Source organism: Bacillus sp. DU-106, assembly GCF_004799705.1.
Lineage (GTDB): Bacteria > Bacillota > Bacilli > Bacillales > Bacillaceae_G > Bacillus_A > Bacillus_A cereus.
The window spans coordinates 1,602,386-1,618,507 of record NZ_CP026607.1 but is presented as its reverse complement, the minus strand read 5'-3'; the positions used below and the strand labels follow the sequence as shown (position 1 = coordinate 1,618,507).

Below are 16,122 nucleotides of genomic sequence, written 5' to 3'. Positions count from 1 at the left end.
TTACATTTCAAATGACTTCTATACGTTCCATTGCAAGTGAATATACATTTTCATATCCTGCTGTACTTAGCTTTTGTTGTAATCGATCCGTATCCTCTTTCAAAGCGTGCACTAGCACCGTATGTTCTGGTAATAATGTATTTAACATCTCTTTAACGTCTCTTATACTTTGGTGAACTTTATACGCAACTCGATTCACCCTACATGTATTCCTTACATGCTCTTTCATAACTTTTTCTGCAAAACTCCCTTTCGCAATATGCCCAGTAAAAATAACGGCATTCCGTTTTTCATTCCGAAGTTGTTCATAATATAACTGCGCTCGTTTCGTTTGCATATTCGCATCACTCATTACAACTATTCCGTAACTATTTTGCATACTAATATCATTATCCATCACTATTATGTTTCTTTTTAAACTCTCCATAACCCATTTAAGTTCTTCATTATTTTTTATCCAATCTTTATATACGAACATCTCTTCAAATCCAGCCAAAATTTCTTTATCTACTATAAGCGGAAATTCTTTATATCGTTCATATAAATACAATACTATATCTTGTGCCCTACCAAGTTGTGGCAGCGGTAATAATGCTATTCCTTTATTTTGCATAACTCGTTCAATTTCTGCACATAGATTGTCTAATCTTTCATTTTGCGAAACATCCTCTGTGTGATAAGCGGCATCTACAATTGCAACTTTTATATTGTGGCCCAATTTCTCAGGTAAATTAGCTCGTAGTATATTAGACTCTGCTGAATAGTCGCCTGAATAAAATACGTATGTATTACACATATCAACTAAAAACCAAACAGCTCCTAATACATGCCCACTATATCCCCATTGAAACCGCAATGTAGGAGTAATTTGTACCCATTCATTTGGATTGCTAATCTCATCAATACATACATAATTTAAATCTTTTATGTGTTGGTCGCTATAAGGTAAATTCCACCCTTGCATCACATTATAGTTTCTCCATTTTTCATAATATAACGGCAGTTGCTCCTTCGTATAACGAGTCGTCCAAATTTTTTTCTTATATCCATACTTCGCTAATAAAGGTAAACCCATCGTATGATCTTCATGAATATGTGATAAAAATACCGCATCTAAAAATGGAGCAGCTTCTCTCTCTATTTTTGGATAACCATCCTCATAAGATCGATTAATACCACAATCAAATACTATTTTCGTCTCTTTATTTTTTACAAAATAGCAGGAGCGACCGTACTCTCCTGCTCCTCCCCATACTTCTACCCTCATCATACTACCCCTTTTCGCTTTTGCTCCATATGTTGTAGCAGTAATAAGCATATTGTTGTAAGTCCAACAGAAACAACGGCCATCGCCATGCCTATAGATACTTCACCCTGTTCAAATTGAGCAAAAATAAACGTTGCTGACGTTTCTACTGATGGAGGTAATACGAGAAGCGATGCTACTAACTCTCTTATCGAAATTGTAAATGTCATCGCCCATCCAGCAAGAATGCCTGGGATAATAAGAGGCAATATTATTTTTCTAAAAATATAAATATAATTTCCAGAAAAAACACTTCCTGCCTGCATGAGAGAATCATCAATTTGTCCGAGTGATGATTTTACATATTGCACCGTGTAAGGTAAAAACAGCACAACATACGTTACGATAACCATGACTGGTGTATTGTAAATTGACATAGGCATATATGGTGAATTCCAAAATAGAATAAGACCTACAACCATAACGATTCCTGGTACCATATTCGGTAACATACCGCACATATCAAGCCATTTTTCAGAGGTTTTTTTCCCCTTTCGAATCATAAGTGCCAAAAAGACTCCAATCATTACCGCAATAATCGCTGTTACGAGTGAAAAAAGAAAACTATTCCATAAAGCCTCTAATCCCGGAGACCCCATTGTAAACAATGCCTCATAATGACTTGTTGTAAAGTTATTTACATGTAAACCGCCGCCTCTTAATTTTGAAAAAGAAGCAATAAGTATAGAAAAGTATGGAATTCCAATTGATACGATTAATAAACCAATTACATACATCCATGCTACAACGCGCGTAAATATAGACAAAGTATATCTTTTAGATTTCACACCTTTTCCACTAACTATTGCATATGAATACTTTCGATTCAATACATTTTGCATATACCAAATGAGCATACAAGCACTAAGTAATAAAGAAGATAATGCTGTTGCACTACTAAAATCAATTGGCCAACTCGAAATAAATTTATGGATTTCTGATGTTAACACGTGGAATCCTATTCTACGTCCGAATGTAGCCGGTGTTCCAAATTCAGCAATCGTCTTTACGAAAATGAGTAAAGCACCCATTACATAACTTGATACTAATAACGGCAATATTATTTTTCTTAAACGATAGAAAAAACTTCCGCCATGAACTGCTGCAGCTTCTTCTTTACTACTCCCAATCTGAAGTAACGTGTTTTTCAGCATGAAATAAAGGAATGGGAATAAATGCAGACTCATAATTAATACCATACCTCCTAAACTAAAAAACGATGATGAAACTGTCTTTAGCATCGGGAAAAATTGTTCAAAATAGCCGTTAGGTTGCATGAACAAAATCCAGCCCATCGATCCAATATACGGCGGTGTCATAAATGGAATCATAAAAACAATATCTAACTTACTATACTTTCCTACATCTGTTTTGCTCATAATAAATGCCAATGGAAATGCAAATATTGTAGCACCTATTACAACGAGTACACCTAGAAGCATCGAATTTAGAAAAATCCCCGCTAATCCACCACTCTGCATCACTTCAAAAGGCTTTAAAAAGTTCCAACTACTATTTTCATATACACTAGAAAATAAAATAAGAAAAAGTGGAATGACGATTAACATCGCTACAAGTAATAACGCTACCGTCATTCCAACTTGTCTTACTGATACGAATCGATTTACCATGGAATCACCATCTTATTGAAATACTTTCTTAAATTGTTTTCCTATTTCATCTTGCTCTTTCTCAACTGTTTTCCAATCAATATTTAATACTGGAATCTCTTCTACATTTGGTCTATTTTCAGCTTTTATATCTGTTCTACCAGGCAATAAATACGCTTTAGAAACTTGTTTTTGTACATCATCGGATAATAAATAATCAATAAACTCTTTTGCACCTTCAACATTTTTACTATCCTTCATAATCCCAGCTGCACGTGGGCTAATAACTGTTCCGCTTTTTGGATATACAATATCAACAGGTTCACCCTTTGCTTTTGCGCTATACGTCATATAATCAACACCCGCAATGACCATATCTTTCGCACCTGTTACAACTGGGTCTAACGCTTCCTGATTTGCTCCTGCTACTGTAACTTCATTTTTCTTAAGCTGCTCAAATAAATTCCATCCATCTTGTCCATTCTTTTTCACGTATCCTGTTACAAAGTCTAAAGCTGAACCTGAAAGTGCTGGATCTGGAAGATTCACTTTCCCTTTCCATTCTCCTTTCGTTATATCGCTCCAATCTTCAGGCGCTGTCTTCACATTTTTTGTATTGTACACAATCCCTAATGCTGAAGCACTATACCCGAAATAATGTCCTTTATCATCTGACCATTCAGAACGCAGCTTATCAGCTTGTTTCGCTTCTTTATAAGCTAACGTTTGACCCTCTTTCTTTAATCCTTCCATCGCTGGTAATGATGCAAGTACGACTACATCAACGACTGGATTTTTCTTTTCAGCTTCCATTCTCGCTAAAATTTTACCAGTTGTCCCTTGAAACATTTCCACCTTTATACCAGTTTTCTTTTCAAAGTCTTTTTGAATTTTTTCTGCTAACCCTTTTGGTCCTGCACTATATACAACAATTTTCTTTTCATTCGTATTTTTACTTTTTGCATCTGCATTACCTGTCTTTGAACTACACCCTGTTACTACAGCCGAAAATAATAAAGTACATACAAATAAAGACTTAAGCGAACTGAATTTCTTCATACGATTCTCCCCCTATATGATGAATACATTTTTTTGGCACATATAACGATACTGGTTTACCGATGCTTAGCTTACTATTGTGATAGGCTGTCCAGATGCCTAAAGTCCCCATATTTACTTTCACTTCATAACGTTCTCCTACATATGTAACGTGCTGAATTTCACCTGTATACATTTCGCACACATCATTTTTTGTCCAACTCACATGCTCTGGACGAATCATTTTTTCACCCTCTACAAGCCAATTCGCCTTACCAACAAATTTGGCAACAAATTCATGAGACGGTTTCACATAAATATCTTCCGGTGTTCCTTTTTGTAATACTTCTCCTTGTTTCATGACAATAATTTGGTCTGACATTGACATTGCTTCTATTTGATCGTGAGTGACATACAGTGCAGTTAAACCAATGGAATGAACGATATCCATAAGCTCTATTCTCATTTCTTCTCGCAAAATTGCATCGAGTGCACTTAGCGGTTCATCAAACAAAATAAAGTGAGGTTTTGTTACAATTGCTCTAGCGAATGCGACACGTTGTTGCTGTCCACCAGAAAGTTCGTGTGGATACCGTTTCTCCATACCTTGCAGGCGAACTCGCTTTATCGCATCTTCTACTTTTTCTCGTAAATGATTCGTTTGCTTTGTAGCCCTTAAACCAAATGCAACATTTTCAAAAACAGTCATGTGCGGCCATAAAGCAAAATCTTGAAATACCATACCGATATTCCGTTCATGAGGAGATGTCTTTATCTTTTTTGTAGCAGAATACATGCACTGGTCTCCAAAATATATTTCTCCTTTATCCGGTTCTTCAAGTCCTGCTATCATTCTAAGCAAAGTCGTTTTCCCACACCCCGAAGGTCCTAAAAGTGTAGTGAATTCCCCTTGTTTCATTACAATCTGCAACGGCTTTAACGCCTGTATTTTTCCAAATGTCTTTTCTAATCCACTAATTGTAATATCCATTGCTTCACCTCTCTCCCCTCATTCTTAACCTGCTTTCATTCTATATGGAAGATTTATACTCAATGTTAATGTACTGTAAAGATTAAATTAAAAAACTTCTAATAAACTATTTATTTCTATAGATTTTTTCTATAGTTAAAATAAAAAAGGCGGCAATTCATAATGAATCTCTTAAAATTAGAAATTGTAGTACTTATTAAGAAATACAAAAAGCTTACAATCGTTGCAGAAAAACTTGGCGTTAAACAACCAACTATTACATTTCATATAAAAAGCTTAGAAGAAGAACTCGGTGTGTCTTTATTTGAATTACGTTCTGGAAGGTATTTCTTAACAGAGGCTGGTGAGGCTTTGCACCATTATGCTTGTAAAATAGATGCGCTTATGAAAGAAGCTAGACGTGTCACGCAAGAGTTTAAAGATTTTCATAAAGGTGCTATAACAATCGGCGCTAGTTATGTACCAGCGACTTATCTTTTGCCAGAAGTCGTTCATCAATTTCAATGCGAATTTCCCAATATAAAAATAACGCTACTAGTGAAAACAGCCCCTGAAATTCGAATGATGCTACAAAATCACGAAATCGATCTTGGGATAATTTCCGCTGCTCCATTTGATGAACCACTTTTAAAACAAACGAATATAATGCCCGATACACTTGTTCTTGCCTTTTCCAAAGAACATCATTTTTCAAAGAAAGACAATGTATCGTTACAAAATATCGAAAAGGAACGCATACTATTGCATCGTAATCCATCTACAACGAGAGATTTACTTACACAATGGACGTTGGCGCACAACATTACATTCCAATCTGAAATTGAATTAGACTCATTAGAAACGATGAAACAAATTTTAAAATATGGTAATGGAATTGCCTTTATTTCTAAACTTGCTATCGAGCAAGAAATACAACGAAATGAGCTATGCTATATACCAATCCCTGAATTTGAATTTCAGCGTAATATTTATACGATTCATCATGAGGACAGATGGAATTCTAAAATCATTTCTTTTTTACTACAAAGCATCACTTCATTTGCAACAAAAAATTAAAAGGCTGTCGTTATGCACGACAGCCTTTTAAACTATAAATCTATTTATTTTTCTTTGCCTCAATTTTTGCTTGCGCCTCTTCAGCCTTATCTAATGCTTCTGATACTTTCTTCTCTTTTTCTTTCACTTCATCTATACTATCGACAGCTTTAATAATTTTATCAATTCCTTCTTCTTCTACCTTTCTACGCTTTGCCACTCTTTCATTTACTTTCTCTTCCACATCTTTTGCTTTTTGAAGCATATTCTCTGCATTTGATGTTACAGCTTTTTCAAGTTCATCATCTTTTTTCTTTTGTAACACTTCATTTGCAATGTCTTTCGCTTCTAAATACTTACCGTCTTTTAATGCTGTTGCTCCGTGATCCATTCTCTCAGCAACTTCTTTATATGATTTCGCTTCATTTCCTGATTTCTCTTTTTCTGCTTTTTCGAACCACATTGTTGCATCACTATACTTTTCATCTTTCAATGATTGCATACCTGTTTCAATATATGTGTCATAATTGCTACATCCAGCCATTACGACTAATAGAAAAAGCATAACAAAACTTAATTTTTTCATGCTGTTGTCTCCTTTTCTTTGCCTGCTCACTATACTGTAACATACATGAAAAAGAGTTTCAAAAACTAAAATACTAATTCGGTCATTTTTATTTTATTAAGTCAAATTGCCTTTTAGACAGACACATCCACTTGCTTTTTCATTACATGCTTCTTTATTCCTACTAATACAACTAACAATAAACCTCCGCCTAATGTCATCATAACAATGCTAGTTGGCAACATATCTAATAATAATCCATACACAATCATACCGAGCGGTGCGATTGCAGTAGAAATTGTTTCAAGTAAGCCGAAAACGCGTCCTAAATAACTTGGATCTGTCGTCTTTTGCAAATGTACTTGCATCGGGATATTTACAACCATCATTGATATACCAGTTAACATCATAAAAGCGATATAGTAAATAAAACTTGCTACTTTCGGGATGGTGACTACTAATGGAAACACTGTACATAAACTCAAGCCCGCAAATAAAAGCAACCCAATATAAACAGAACGAAACGGATTATTCACTTCTTTACGTACTGATAACGCAATTGCACCAATTAACATCCCAACTGCTAACATTCCCTCTACAACACCGAGTTGCTTCGAAGATAGATGCAAATTTTGAACAATAATATATGGAAGTGAAACGAAAAGTGCACTCGCAAAAAAGTTTACCCCTACTGCAATTTTCATTAAACCATATATTTCATGCTGTCTTTTTACATATGAAAACCCTTCTTTTATACTCGTCAAGAAATGCTCTTTACTTTCAGCCATTTCTTTTTTGTATAAATCAAATACGATAAATAATTGCACAACAACCGCTAAAAAGAATGTAATGCTATTTAACAAAAAGAACGTCTGAATTGAAAAGAAACCAAATACAACTCCGCCAATAATCGGCCCTAAAATATTTGATAAAGAAGCTGCCGTCTGGTTCAAAGCACTCGCTTTTTGAATACGCCCCTCATCTACTAAACTTGGAATAGACGAAGTTAATGCTACAGAATAAAAACTGGCACAAATTGATAATAATGCTGCTGAAATATAAATAAAAAGAAGTGACGGTCCAAATATAGTAGCAAGAATAAACATAATAAGCATCGTTAAGCTACTTAATAAATCAGTGCCAATAACAAGCCATTTTCGATTGACGCGGTCAGCTACAGCACCAGCAATCGGTCCACAGATTAGCCTTGGAATCGATCCGCAAATAAGCGTAGTTGCAAACCCCATTCCTGAACCCGTAGTCTTTAATACGTATAATCCCATTGCAAACGTATAAATACCGGCTCCTAGCAAAGACGTCATTTTCCCAATTATCATTAAAATAATATTTCTCGTTGCAATCTTCATTCTTGAATCATGTTGTCCTATACTTATATCCCCCATTTTTGACACTCTCCCCTTAAAAGTTAAATTGTGTTAAACTTATTATATAATTAACTTTCCAATTTTCACAACAAAAAGTTTAATGACATTTAACTTTCTAACTATAAAGGAGCAATTATATGGCTACTCTCGGTGAAAAAATTAAAACGTTACGAAAAGAAAAAAAGCTTACTCAAACTGATCTAGCAGGTTCAGAACTCACAAAAAGTATGCTAAGTCAAATTGAAAATGGAAAAGCTACACCTTCTATGAAAACACTACAATATATCGCTGACAAACTTGAATGTGAAACAAGTTTTTTATTAGAAGATGATGATGTAGAAATTGTAGAACTCATTCAACAAACGGAGAAACTAATAAAAGCAAACAAGTACGATGAAGTATATGAGGTTTTACTACCGATCGTTCAAAAAGAGCTACCTCCCACTTTGAATACTGCTCGTTTATATAAACAGTTTGTAACAGCTGCGGCTAAAATGAAAGATTACAATATTGAATATTACGTTGAAAAGGCTACTTCTATTTTTGAGAAATATACGTTATACCGGGATAGTACGGAAACAAAATTAAAATTATCCTTTACGATATTCACACGTAAAAAATATGCTGAATGTTTACAACTTATAGCTAGTATCCGAAATGACTATGAAGAGAAACATTTAGAAATGGATCTCATTATACATATCGAATTATATTTATATGAAGCAATTATTTTTCTTGCATGTGGTGATTACGAACAATGTGAAAGTGTCATTTTAGATGCACTTGCATTTTCAAAAAAGCATCAAGTATATTATAAAACAGATGAATTTTATCGTATTTTATCTTATCAAAAAGTAATCACGGCTGATAAAGAACAATATTTACATTACATAAAAAAATCAGAGCAATTCGCCATTTTTACAGAAGATAATTTCTCTGCGGCGGTTATTGATCTTTTAAAAGCTTTCTACTACAACACAATTGCTAATGAATATACAGTTGCATTAGAACATTTAGAACAATTTCGAGAAAAATTAAAAGATGAGCCAATTTTTCAAGATGATGGATCATATTATCTTGAAAAAGGAAAAGCTTTGTATGGTTTAAAACAATACGAAGAAGCTTTAAAAACATTGCAACGCGCTATCATACCAGATTATATAAACCATCCACTTGATCACGCACGACTTACAACAGCTGGGGCATATCGCGCTCTTTGTTATGTGAAACTTAATGATAAAAAAAGAGCTCTTGAAGAAGTAACAGAAGCATATGAAATCGTACAGTCCTATCCTGATTCCATCTTCACTTCATTTATTAAAGAAACATTACAAATAATACAAAAACTTTAAGAATGTCTCTAAATGGTATATTATTCCTCTTTTTTAGCAAAGATAATAATGATGGGAGGAATATAAATGAATATACAACGTGCAATAGAGCTTTCTGTGTCAGCAGAGCAAGCCAATGTCAGTTTTCAAGGCATGCCTGTTATGATTCAACACGTCGATGAAAGCAATGAAACCGCCCGCATATATGAAGTAAAAAACCCAGAACGCGAATTAACTGTTCCAGTTAATAGCTTAGAGGAAATATAAGAAATGCCACTTCTCTTTTGAAGTGGCATTTTTCTTCTTTCAGATTACTTACTATAAATTTCTTCAACCCTTTATTTTACATGAGCTGAAAAAATAAGAATTTTCTACTTCTTTTCTTTTTGTGACCTGCTAAAATACAAACTATGGATTAATTATTCGTACTATACATTAAGGAGGAAAAATAATGGCATCTACTTTAGAAAAAAACAAGCCTTATTATGCAGTTATATTCACTTCTAATTTATCAAATAATACAACTGACTATAATACCGTTGCCGAAGAAATGGAGAAACTTGCAAAGCAACAACCTGGATTTTTAGGTGTAGAAAGTGCACGAGGTAATTCTGGACTCGGAATAACAATTTCTTATTGGGAATCACTTGATGCGATTGAAAATTGGAAGAAGAACACCTTACATAAAGAAGCGAAAAAAAGAGGTCGTGAGCAATGGTATGAAAACTTCCATCTGCGTATTTTCCTTGTTGAGAAAGAATTTAAGTTTCATAGAGGTACTTTATAACTATGAAGGAAAAATTAGCTCTCGTTATTGTTCATGAAATATATGGTGTGAACGACCATATGCATCACGTTACCCAGCACTTTACTTCATCTCATATAGATGTATTCTGTCCTAATCTTCTACAATCACAACACGCATTTCATTATCGTGATGAAGAAAAAGCATATGAACATTTTGTAAATCATATTGGATTTGATGATGGAAAAAAGCAAATTGAAACATTCATTTCTCATCTTTCTAGTAGTTATACACATATTGGACTTATCGGCTTTAGTGTTGGAGCTACCATCTCATGGCTATGTAGTAACAATCCGAAAATAGATTTTATTATCGGATGTTACGGTTCTCGTATACGCGACTATGTTCACATAAAGCCTACATGCGCTACATTACTTATATTCCCAGAAAAAGAATCTAGTTTTTCAGTATCCTCTTTCATTCACACATTGCAGCAACAAAAGAATCCTTTATTAGAAATCAAACAACTACACGGTGAACATGGATTTCTAAATCCGTACACTGAAAAATATAACGGGCACTCTACAAAACAAGCATATAATGTAATAGATTCATTTCTTGTAAAAAACACTCTTATAAAGGAGATGTAAATGACACTTACATTACTCTTACTTATTTTCATACTCATTTCCTTTATCTCAGCGCTAACTATCATTTTTATAACCGTAAAAAAAGGGATATTTTTCAACCGCCTCTACTTACAATCTATTATCGTTTGCATTTTATTTTTTACAAATTGGATTTTATATTTATCAACTTTTTATGCGTTACTTCCAAAGAAAATTAGTGAGTTCCTATTCCTACCCATTTGGTTTTTCCTTTGTATTTTAGGTTTTATAACTTTCTGGCGTGAATGGGAAAATAATCGTGTATTCTCCATATGTATCGGTTTTCTTTCCTTGACTAGTTTTTTATTTGGATTATTGTTGTTAGTTATTTCGGGGATGTAATAGAAGAAGGAAGAAAAGCCAACTTTCAACTTTTCTTCCTTCCATGTTTACCTTTAGTTTTCACTGTCACTGATTCACAAGGTGTATAATATATTTGAGGTGTCGCCTTATCAACAAACATCATAAACGTAACGAAACCGATAATAAAGAAAATAAACAACGTTAACAAAATTGCTCCTATCGTTAAAAGTATCATAACACCACCCCTATATTTTTCATGTTATTACACTTTTCGCTATTATATGAGCGTAATCCTTTTTAGAAAAAGAAACGTAACAAAATAATCACAACCACTCCCGTTAATACTGTACCTAATAAACTACGAGTATATATCGCTACAAGAAATGTTGGAATTGCTGCAATAAGATAATCCCACTGCATCGTCTCATGCATAAATAAAACTTGTGCTAAAAGCGCTGCTAATATCGCAATTGGTATGTAATTTAACCATTTTAAACCCCAGTCTGGAATTTGTAGTTTACTAAATACGAGTAGAGGTAAAATACGTGGCACGAGTGTGACAGCTCCTGCTGCTAGTAAAAGTAATAATACGTCTAATCTCATTTCCATTTTTCAATCACCACTCCAATCGTCGCAGCTAGTAAGGTTGCGATAATAACCGCTATACTATCTGGCATAAATAGGTGTGAAACGTATGCGATAATAATTGCTACAATTGCAACACTTAAATGAATTGCTAGCTTTGGTTTACTACTTATGAGCTGAAGTACAAATAATCCGATAAACATCGCTGGTAATGCATAATCCATCCCGTATGTATGTGGATCTGGTATCCACTCACCAAATAGCCCGCCAATGATAGTAGCAAGAATCCAGTTTAAATAAGCCGTTACATTTAGCCCAATCATCCATCTTTCGCCTAAATATCCTTTTTGCGTTGCATGCTGCACTGCGACGCCGAACGTTTCATCTGTAATTTGCGAACCAATAATGACGTTTTTTAATAGAGGTAGTTTCGTAAAGTACGGCGCGAGGGCAGCACTCATTAATAAATGGCGTAAATTAACAAAAAACACAGTAAAAATAATTGCGGAAGCAGGAGCACCGGCTGCATACATACCAGCTAATATAAATTGGGCAGAACCTGCATAAATTAAAGTCGACATAAATGCAATTTCAATGATAGAAAAACCTGCTGTTTTTGCAATTACACCAGCTGCTATACCGATGCTCAAATAACCAAATACAGTTGGTAAACAATCTTTTACTCCTTGCTGAAATGTATCATCGCTCTGCAAAGCTACATGTGCCTCAGCTTTACTCATCTCTATCATCCTCCATTCCTTCTAAAGTTCGTTTTCCTGTTACGACATGAACTAAATCTATATTTTCACGCCATAACGTATCTAACTTATCAGCTCCAAATTCCTTTGTGATTTCTTCAACCATAATATCGTGCCGCACATACTCTGTAGCAACGAGAACTAGCGCTGGGTCATACGTTGTAACGGCCCATGAAGTGCTATCATTTGAGAAGTTCGCAATTAATACTTCCTCTCCATCACGAGCAATAACAGTTAAATGACCACCCATTCTCTTTTCAACAACGTGGGGCGTCATATAATTATGGTGAAATGTCGCTCCTATTTTTGTTTCTGGAGCTCCAAATAAGATTGAAAATATATGTACGCCTTCCTCTTCCTTTTGATGAATGTATGGTTCAATTTCATGCACTTGTTCTTCCCATACAGAAACCCATAACTCTTCCTTAGCTCTACTAATTATATTGCATATTTCTTTCAAAACACGATCATTTGAACGAATATGCGAAATTACATCTATTTGTCGCTCTTGTTCTAAACAATTTAATTTCTCATCTAAAAATTCAAAGGACTTTTCAAAGTCTTTTCGCATTCGATTCATTAATTCGGTAGCTGGTACTGGTACATATTTAACTGGTTCAGAAGGTACAATATGCACTGCTCCTTTATCCATTAACTTACCGAGTACCTCGTAAATCATAGAACGAGGTACTCCTGTTTGTTTACTCACTTCATAGCCTGTTACTGGGGAATGTTTTAGTAGTCCAATATACGCTTTACATTCATACTGGGAAAATCCTAACTTTTGTAATTCCTTTATAATTTTATCCATCGGTAACCCCTCACAATCTAAATCGCCCTTACTTCAAAACGACGATTTTGCTTCCCTTTACTTTTTACTTTATCAATAACAAGTGTTCCTATTTCACTCGTATTTTTCACATGTGTGCCTCCACAAGCTTGTTCGTCTAAATTTTCAATTGTAACAATGCGGATTTCTTGGATGGTAGTTGGTAGGAGATTTATTGCTGTTTTAATCATTCCTACAGCATTTTCTGCTTCTTCGCGGCTCATATAACGAGTGGAAATTTCTTTATTTTGCTTAATAAGTTTATTCACTTCCTCAACAATTTCTTCTACTTCCACGCTCGATAACTCTTGTAACTCATTAAAATCGATACGTGCTTTATCAGGATAAATTTGATTTCCAGTGCATAGAGCTCCATACTTTTCATAAACAACAGCTCCGATAAGATGCAGTAAAGAGTGATGACGCATTAAATTATGACGTCTTTCCCAATTTATCTCTAATTTAACTGGACCTAACTTTACTTGTGCTTCGTCTTTTATATAGTGAACTATTTCTCCTTGCTCCTTCTTTACTTTTTCAACTTCAAATACAGACCCATCTTGTACAATGACACCCGTATCACATTCTTGCCCTCCACCAGTTGGATAAAAAACTGTTTCCTTTACAAATACTTTATTCCCTTCTACTTTTATCACTTCTGTTTCGCAACTCGTTTTGTATGCATCTTCTAAATATAATGCCGTTGTCATACTCTCACCTCTTTAGTAGTTATAGTTATACCTACTAATATAAAAAAGAAGCTCCTTAAAGTCAAATGATAATTCTGAAATTTACAATTAATAAAAGACTCCTTTATTAGGAGTCCACTATCTCAATATTTCATTCGCTTCTTTTTCATAAATTTTATCAAATGAAGTCATAACGCGCTGTGATGCTTGAATCATCTTTTGATCTGTCATAAGATCTGCCATCTCTTTCGTCATATCTACATTTGAATTTTCTAGCATATGATTTTTTACTATTCCTGTTCCGTTCGGTAAATTAGCAATGTTTCCTTCTGCTAGTGTAAAGCTTTTGTTTTCACGTTGCACGAGACGTGCATTCGTTTCTGCATCTACTGTTTTTGTTTGCAAACGAGCAATATTATTTTGTGTTACTTCATCATATAATGTACCGTCTGCTTGTACAGCAACCTTTGCTCCTTCTGGAATACGAATACGCTCATTATTCTCTCCCATTACGAAAGCACCTGAAGATGTTTGTAAATATCGATCACTATTTAATGTGAAACTACCATCTCTCGTTAAAAACGTTTCATCATTTTTAGAAGTAACAAAAAATGATGTTGTACCGGCCGCGCCGTCATCTAAAAAGAAATCTGTAGCGCTATTTGTCATTTGTATATTTCCTTGTACTAAATTCACATGCGTTGCAGCTGGTACTACAGCGTAATCGACCGAACCGATATTTGTTACCGCCCCATCTCCGCGGCGATATGTGTCTTGTACATCAAATACTTTAGACGTCATATTTTCTGCTTTAAATCCTGTCGTTTGAGCATTTGCAACGTTATTCGAATGAACATTAATGCGCTGCATGTAATTCATCATGCCCATAGAACCTATATAAAGACCGTTCATATTCGTTTGAATAAGGCAAGCGCCTTATTCTTCACCTCTTTTCTACGATGTTTGTAACATTTGTTTTGCTAAATGTTCAGCTGTAGCGATATGTATATTTTTCTTTATGTCTTGGCCATCTGTCATTAATACAATAGGAGCTGATGATACTGCTGGAATTTTCAACAATTCGCCACTACTTGCTGTTTCATCAAATTTCGTAAACACAATACCATCTATATGAATATCTTTAAAGTTTGTAATGATTTCAATCATATCTTTACTTTTCATAGAAGCTGATAACGTTAAACAAATATAATCTGGTTCTACTTGTCCCATCGTTTCAATCATTTCTTCCACTGTTTCTGACGTACGATAATTTTTCCCTGCTGTATCAATTAAAATATAATCGACGCGTGCTTCTTCTTTAAAATACGTAAGCGCTCTTGTCATTGCAGCTTCATCACGCACAGCAATTACTTCAGATCCAATTGTCTTTACGTTATCTTGCAATTGCTGCACTGTCCCTATGCGCGAATGATCGGTCGTTATAAAACCAACTGTTTTTTTCTTACCGTGAAATTGCCATGCCATTTTCGCCAGTGTCGTCGTTTTACCAACGCCAGTTGGACCGATTAATGCAATTGTTTGTACTTCTTTTTCAAAGACGTTTTCCGTATTAAAATGAGATTTCATATCTTCCAATATGTACCTGATAACTTCTTCTTCCGTAATCATCGTTGCATTTTCAAACTTTATTTTTAACTTTTCAGCATATGCATGAATGAAATATTGTTCCACATCGTTTTGTTCTAGCATCCGAATTACTTTTTGAATAATAAACGGTACAGATTCTTGATTTTCTTTCTTTGGAGCTACTTCTTCTTTCTTTACTGGAACGACTTGTTTCACAACTTTTTTCTTTTTCGTTACTTTCGTTACTTCCGTTTCTTTCATCGGTTTCACAACGACGATTCCTTTTTCAAACAGCTTTAATAGTTTCTCTTTTTTTCTTGCCCATTCTTCACTATTTCCTGTTTGCATCGCCGCGTATGACATAGAAGTCGTTACGTTTTCTAAATTGTGCAGTACTGATTGAATTCCATTCGCCTTCACAATTTGTTCTGAAGGATCATTCACAACATCCATTAATTGTTCATGAAATTGAGCTGTACCTTCATTCACTTCTTCCTGTTTTTCTTCTGGAAATGCAACTAACATTTCATAATCCTTTTTCCAAAAAAACGGTATATTTCGTTTTACACTTTCATCGACAACGTAATAATAATCTGTACCATATTGGTCAAATAACTTTCGATACAATTCATTTTTCGAAGCTGCTTTTATTCGCATTAACGCTTCTTTCTTTTCTGTACTTTCCATTACTTCACCC

19 protein-coding genes are annotated in these 16,122 nt (G+C 34.6%); 6 read left to right on the top strand and 13 right to left on the bottom strand.

From position 1 onward, the window contains the following. Positions 1-7: 7 nt before the first annotated feature. The 4 genes from C3Y97_RS08415 to C3Y97_RS08400 are packed head-to-tail and all read right to left on the bottom strand — an operon-like array spanning position 8 to position 4,945. Complete coding sequence (locus tag C3Y97_RS08415) at positions 8-1,270, bottom strand: MBL fold metallo-hydrolase (RefSeq protein ID WP_033689189.1); 1,263 nt, start codon at positions 1,268-1,270, stop codon at positions 8-10. Further along, on the bottom strand, positions 1,267-2,937 hold the full coding sequence (locus C3Y97_RS08410; protein ID WP_000248165.1) for an ABC transporter permease: 1,671 nt from the start codon (positions 2,935-2,937) through the stop codon (positions 1,267-1,269). The genes C3Y97_RS08415 and C3Y97_RS08410 overlap by 4 nt, the downstream gene beginning before the upstream one ends. Before the next feature lie 12 nt (positions 2,938-2,949). Next, positions 2,950-3,975, bottom strand: coding sequence for an ABC transporter substrate-binding protein (locus tag C3Y97_RS08405; RefSeq protein WP_000714684.1), 1,026 nt, complete (start codon positions 3,973-3,975; stop codon positions 2,950-2,952). Beyond that, a complete protein-coding gene (locus C3Y97_RS08400; RefSeq protein WP_000355540.1) occupies positions 3,953-4,945 on the bottom strand; it encodes an ABC transporter ATP-binding protein in 993 nt (330 codons plus the stop codon). The genes C3Y97_RS08405 and C3Y97_RS08400 overlap by 23 nt, the downstream gene beginning before the upstream one ends. 162 nt (positions 4,946-5,107) lie before the next feature. Here C3Y97_RS08400 and C3Y97_RS08395 point away from each other — a divergent pair, with 162 nt between their 5' ends. Beyond that, positions 5,108-6,001, top strand: coding sequence for a LysR family transcriptional regulator (locus tag C3Y97_RS08395; RefSeq protein ID WP_001050611.1), 894 nt, complete (start codon positions 5,108-5,110; stop codon positions 5,999-6,001). Between the two features lie 40 nt (positions 6,002-6,041). Here C3Y97_RS08395 and C3Y97_RS08390 read toward each other — a convergent pair whose 3' ends face one another. Both C3Y97_RS08390 and C3Y97_RS08385 read right to left on the bottom strand, forming a co-directional pair. Next, on the bottom strand, positions 6,042-6,566 hold the full coding sequence (locus C3Y97_RS08390) for a COG3014 family protein (RefSeq protein ID WP_000736442.1): 525 nt from the start codon (positions 6,564-6,566) through the stop codon (positions 6,042-6,044). 113 nt (positions 6,567-6,679) lie between these two features. Next, positions 6,680-7,948, bottom strand: a complete 1,269-nt coding sequence (locus C3Y97_RS08385) for an MFS transporter (protein ID WP_000502470.1) — start codon at positions 7,946-7,948, stop codon at positions 6,680-6,682. A 119-nt stretch (positions 7,949-8,067) separates the two neighbouring features. On the opposite strand from C3Y97_RS08385, the gene C3Y97_RS08380 reads away from it, so the two are divergent. The 5 genes from C3Y97_RS08380 (at position 8,068) to C3Y97_RS08360 (ending at position 11,016) form a co-directional block, all read left to right on the top strand. Further along, positions 8,068-9,282, top strand: a complete 1,215-nt coding sequence (locus tag C3Y97_RS08380; RefSeq protein WP_000212380.1) for a transcriptional regulator — start codon at positions 8,068-8,070, stop codon at positions 9,280-9,282. Positions 9,283-9,348: 66 nt separating this feature from the next. Then, on the top strand, positions 9,349-9,528 hold the full coding sequence (locus C3Y97_RS08375) for an H-type small acid-soluble spore protein (RefSeq protein WP_001025733.1): 180 nt from the start codon (positions 9,349-9,351) through the stop codon (positions 9,526-9,528). A gap of 184 nt (positions 9,529-9,712) precedes the next feature. Continuing rightward, positions 9,713-10,048: an antibiotic biosynthesis monooxygenase family protein gene (locus C3Y97_RS08370; protein ID WP_136363266.1), complete on the top strand. Its 336-nt coding sequence runs from the start codon at positions 9,713-9,715 to the stop codon at positions 10,046-10,048. A 2-nt stretch (positions 10,049-10,050) separates the two neighbouring features. Beyond that, complete coding sequence (locus C3Y97_RS08365) at positions 10,051-10,656, top strand: dienelactone hydrolase family protein (RefSeq protein WP_000660126.1); 606 nt, start codon at positions 10,051-10,053, stop codon at positions 10,654-10,656. Then, positions 10,657-11,016, top strand: coding sequence for a hypothetical protein (locus C3Y97_RS08360; RefSeq protein ID WP_100655241.1), 360 nt, complete (start codon positions 10,657-10,659; stop codon positions 11,014-11,016). A 25-nt stretch (positions 11,017-11,041) separates the two neighbouring features. Here the strand turns inward: C3Y97_RS08360 and C3Y97_RS08355 are convergent, their stop codons facing one another. The 7 genes from C3Y97_RS08355 to flhF form a co-directional block, all read right to left on the bottom strand. Continuing rightward, complete coding sequence (locus C3Y97_RS08355) at positions 11,042-11,212, bottom strand: DUF3951 domain-containing protein (protein WP_000602243.1); 171 nt, start codon at positions 11,210-11,212, stop codon at positions 11,042-11,044. 62 nt (positions 11,213-11,274) lie between these two features. Next, on the bottom strand, positions 11,275-11,586 hold the full coding sequence (locus C3Y97_RS08350; protein WP_000425944.1) for an AzlD domain-containing protein: 312 nt from the start codon (positions 11,584-11,586) through the stop codon (positions 11,275-11,277). After that, a complete protein-coding gene (locus C3Y97_RS08345; RefSeq protein ID WP_000029974.1) occupies positions 11,577-12,302 on the bottom strand; it encodes an AzlC family ABC transporter permease in 726 nt (241 codons plus the stop codon). Before C3Y97_RS08345 ends, C3Y97_RS08350 begins: the two co-directional genes overlap by 10 nt. Continuing rightward, positions 12,295-13,131, bottom strand: a complete 837-nt coding sequence (locus C3Y97_RS08340; RefSeq protein WP_000357819.1) for a TrmB family transcriptional regulator — start codon at positions 13,129-13,131, stop codon at positions 12,295-12,297. The genes C3Y97_RS08345 and C3Y97_RS08340 overlap by 8 nt, the downstream gene beginning before the upstream one ends. 17 nt (positions 13,132-13,148) lie before the next feature. Continuing rightward, positions 13,149-13,859: an alanyl-tRNA editing protein gene (locus C3Y97_RS08335; protein WP_000205380.1), complete on the bottom strand. Its 711-nt coding sequence runs from the start codon at positions 13,857-13,859 to the stop codon at positions 13,149-13,151. A gap of 117 nt (positions 13,860-13,976) precedes the next feature. Continuing rightward, positions 13,977-14,750 (bottom strand): flagellar basal-body rod protein FlgG, encoded by a 774-nt coding sequence (locus C3Y97_RS08330; RefSeq protein ID WP_001013934.1) that lies wholly within the window; start codon positions 14,748-14,750, stop codon positions 13,977-13,979. A gap of 42 nt (positions 14,751-14,792) precedes the next feature. Continuing rightward, on the bottom strand, positions 14,793-16,112 hold the full coding sequence (gene flhF / locus C3Y97_RS08325) for a flagellar biosynthesis GTPase FlhF (RefSeq protein WP_000446171.1): 1,320 nt from the start codon (positions 16,110-16,112) through the stop codon (positions 14,793-14,795). Positions 16,113-16,122 lie beyond the last annotated feature (10 nt).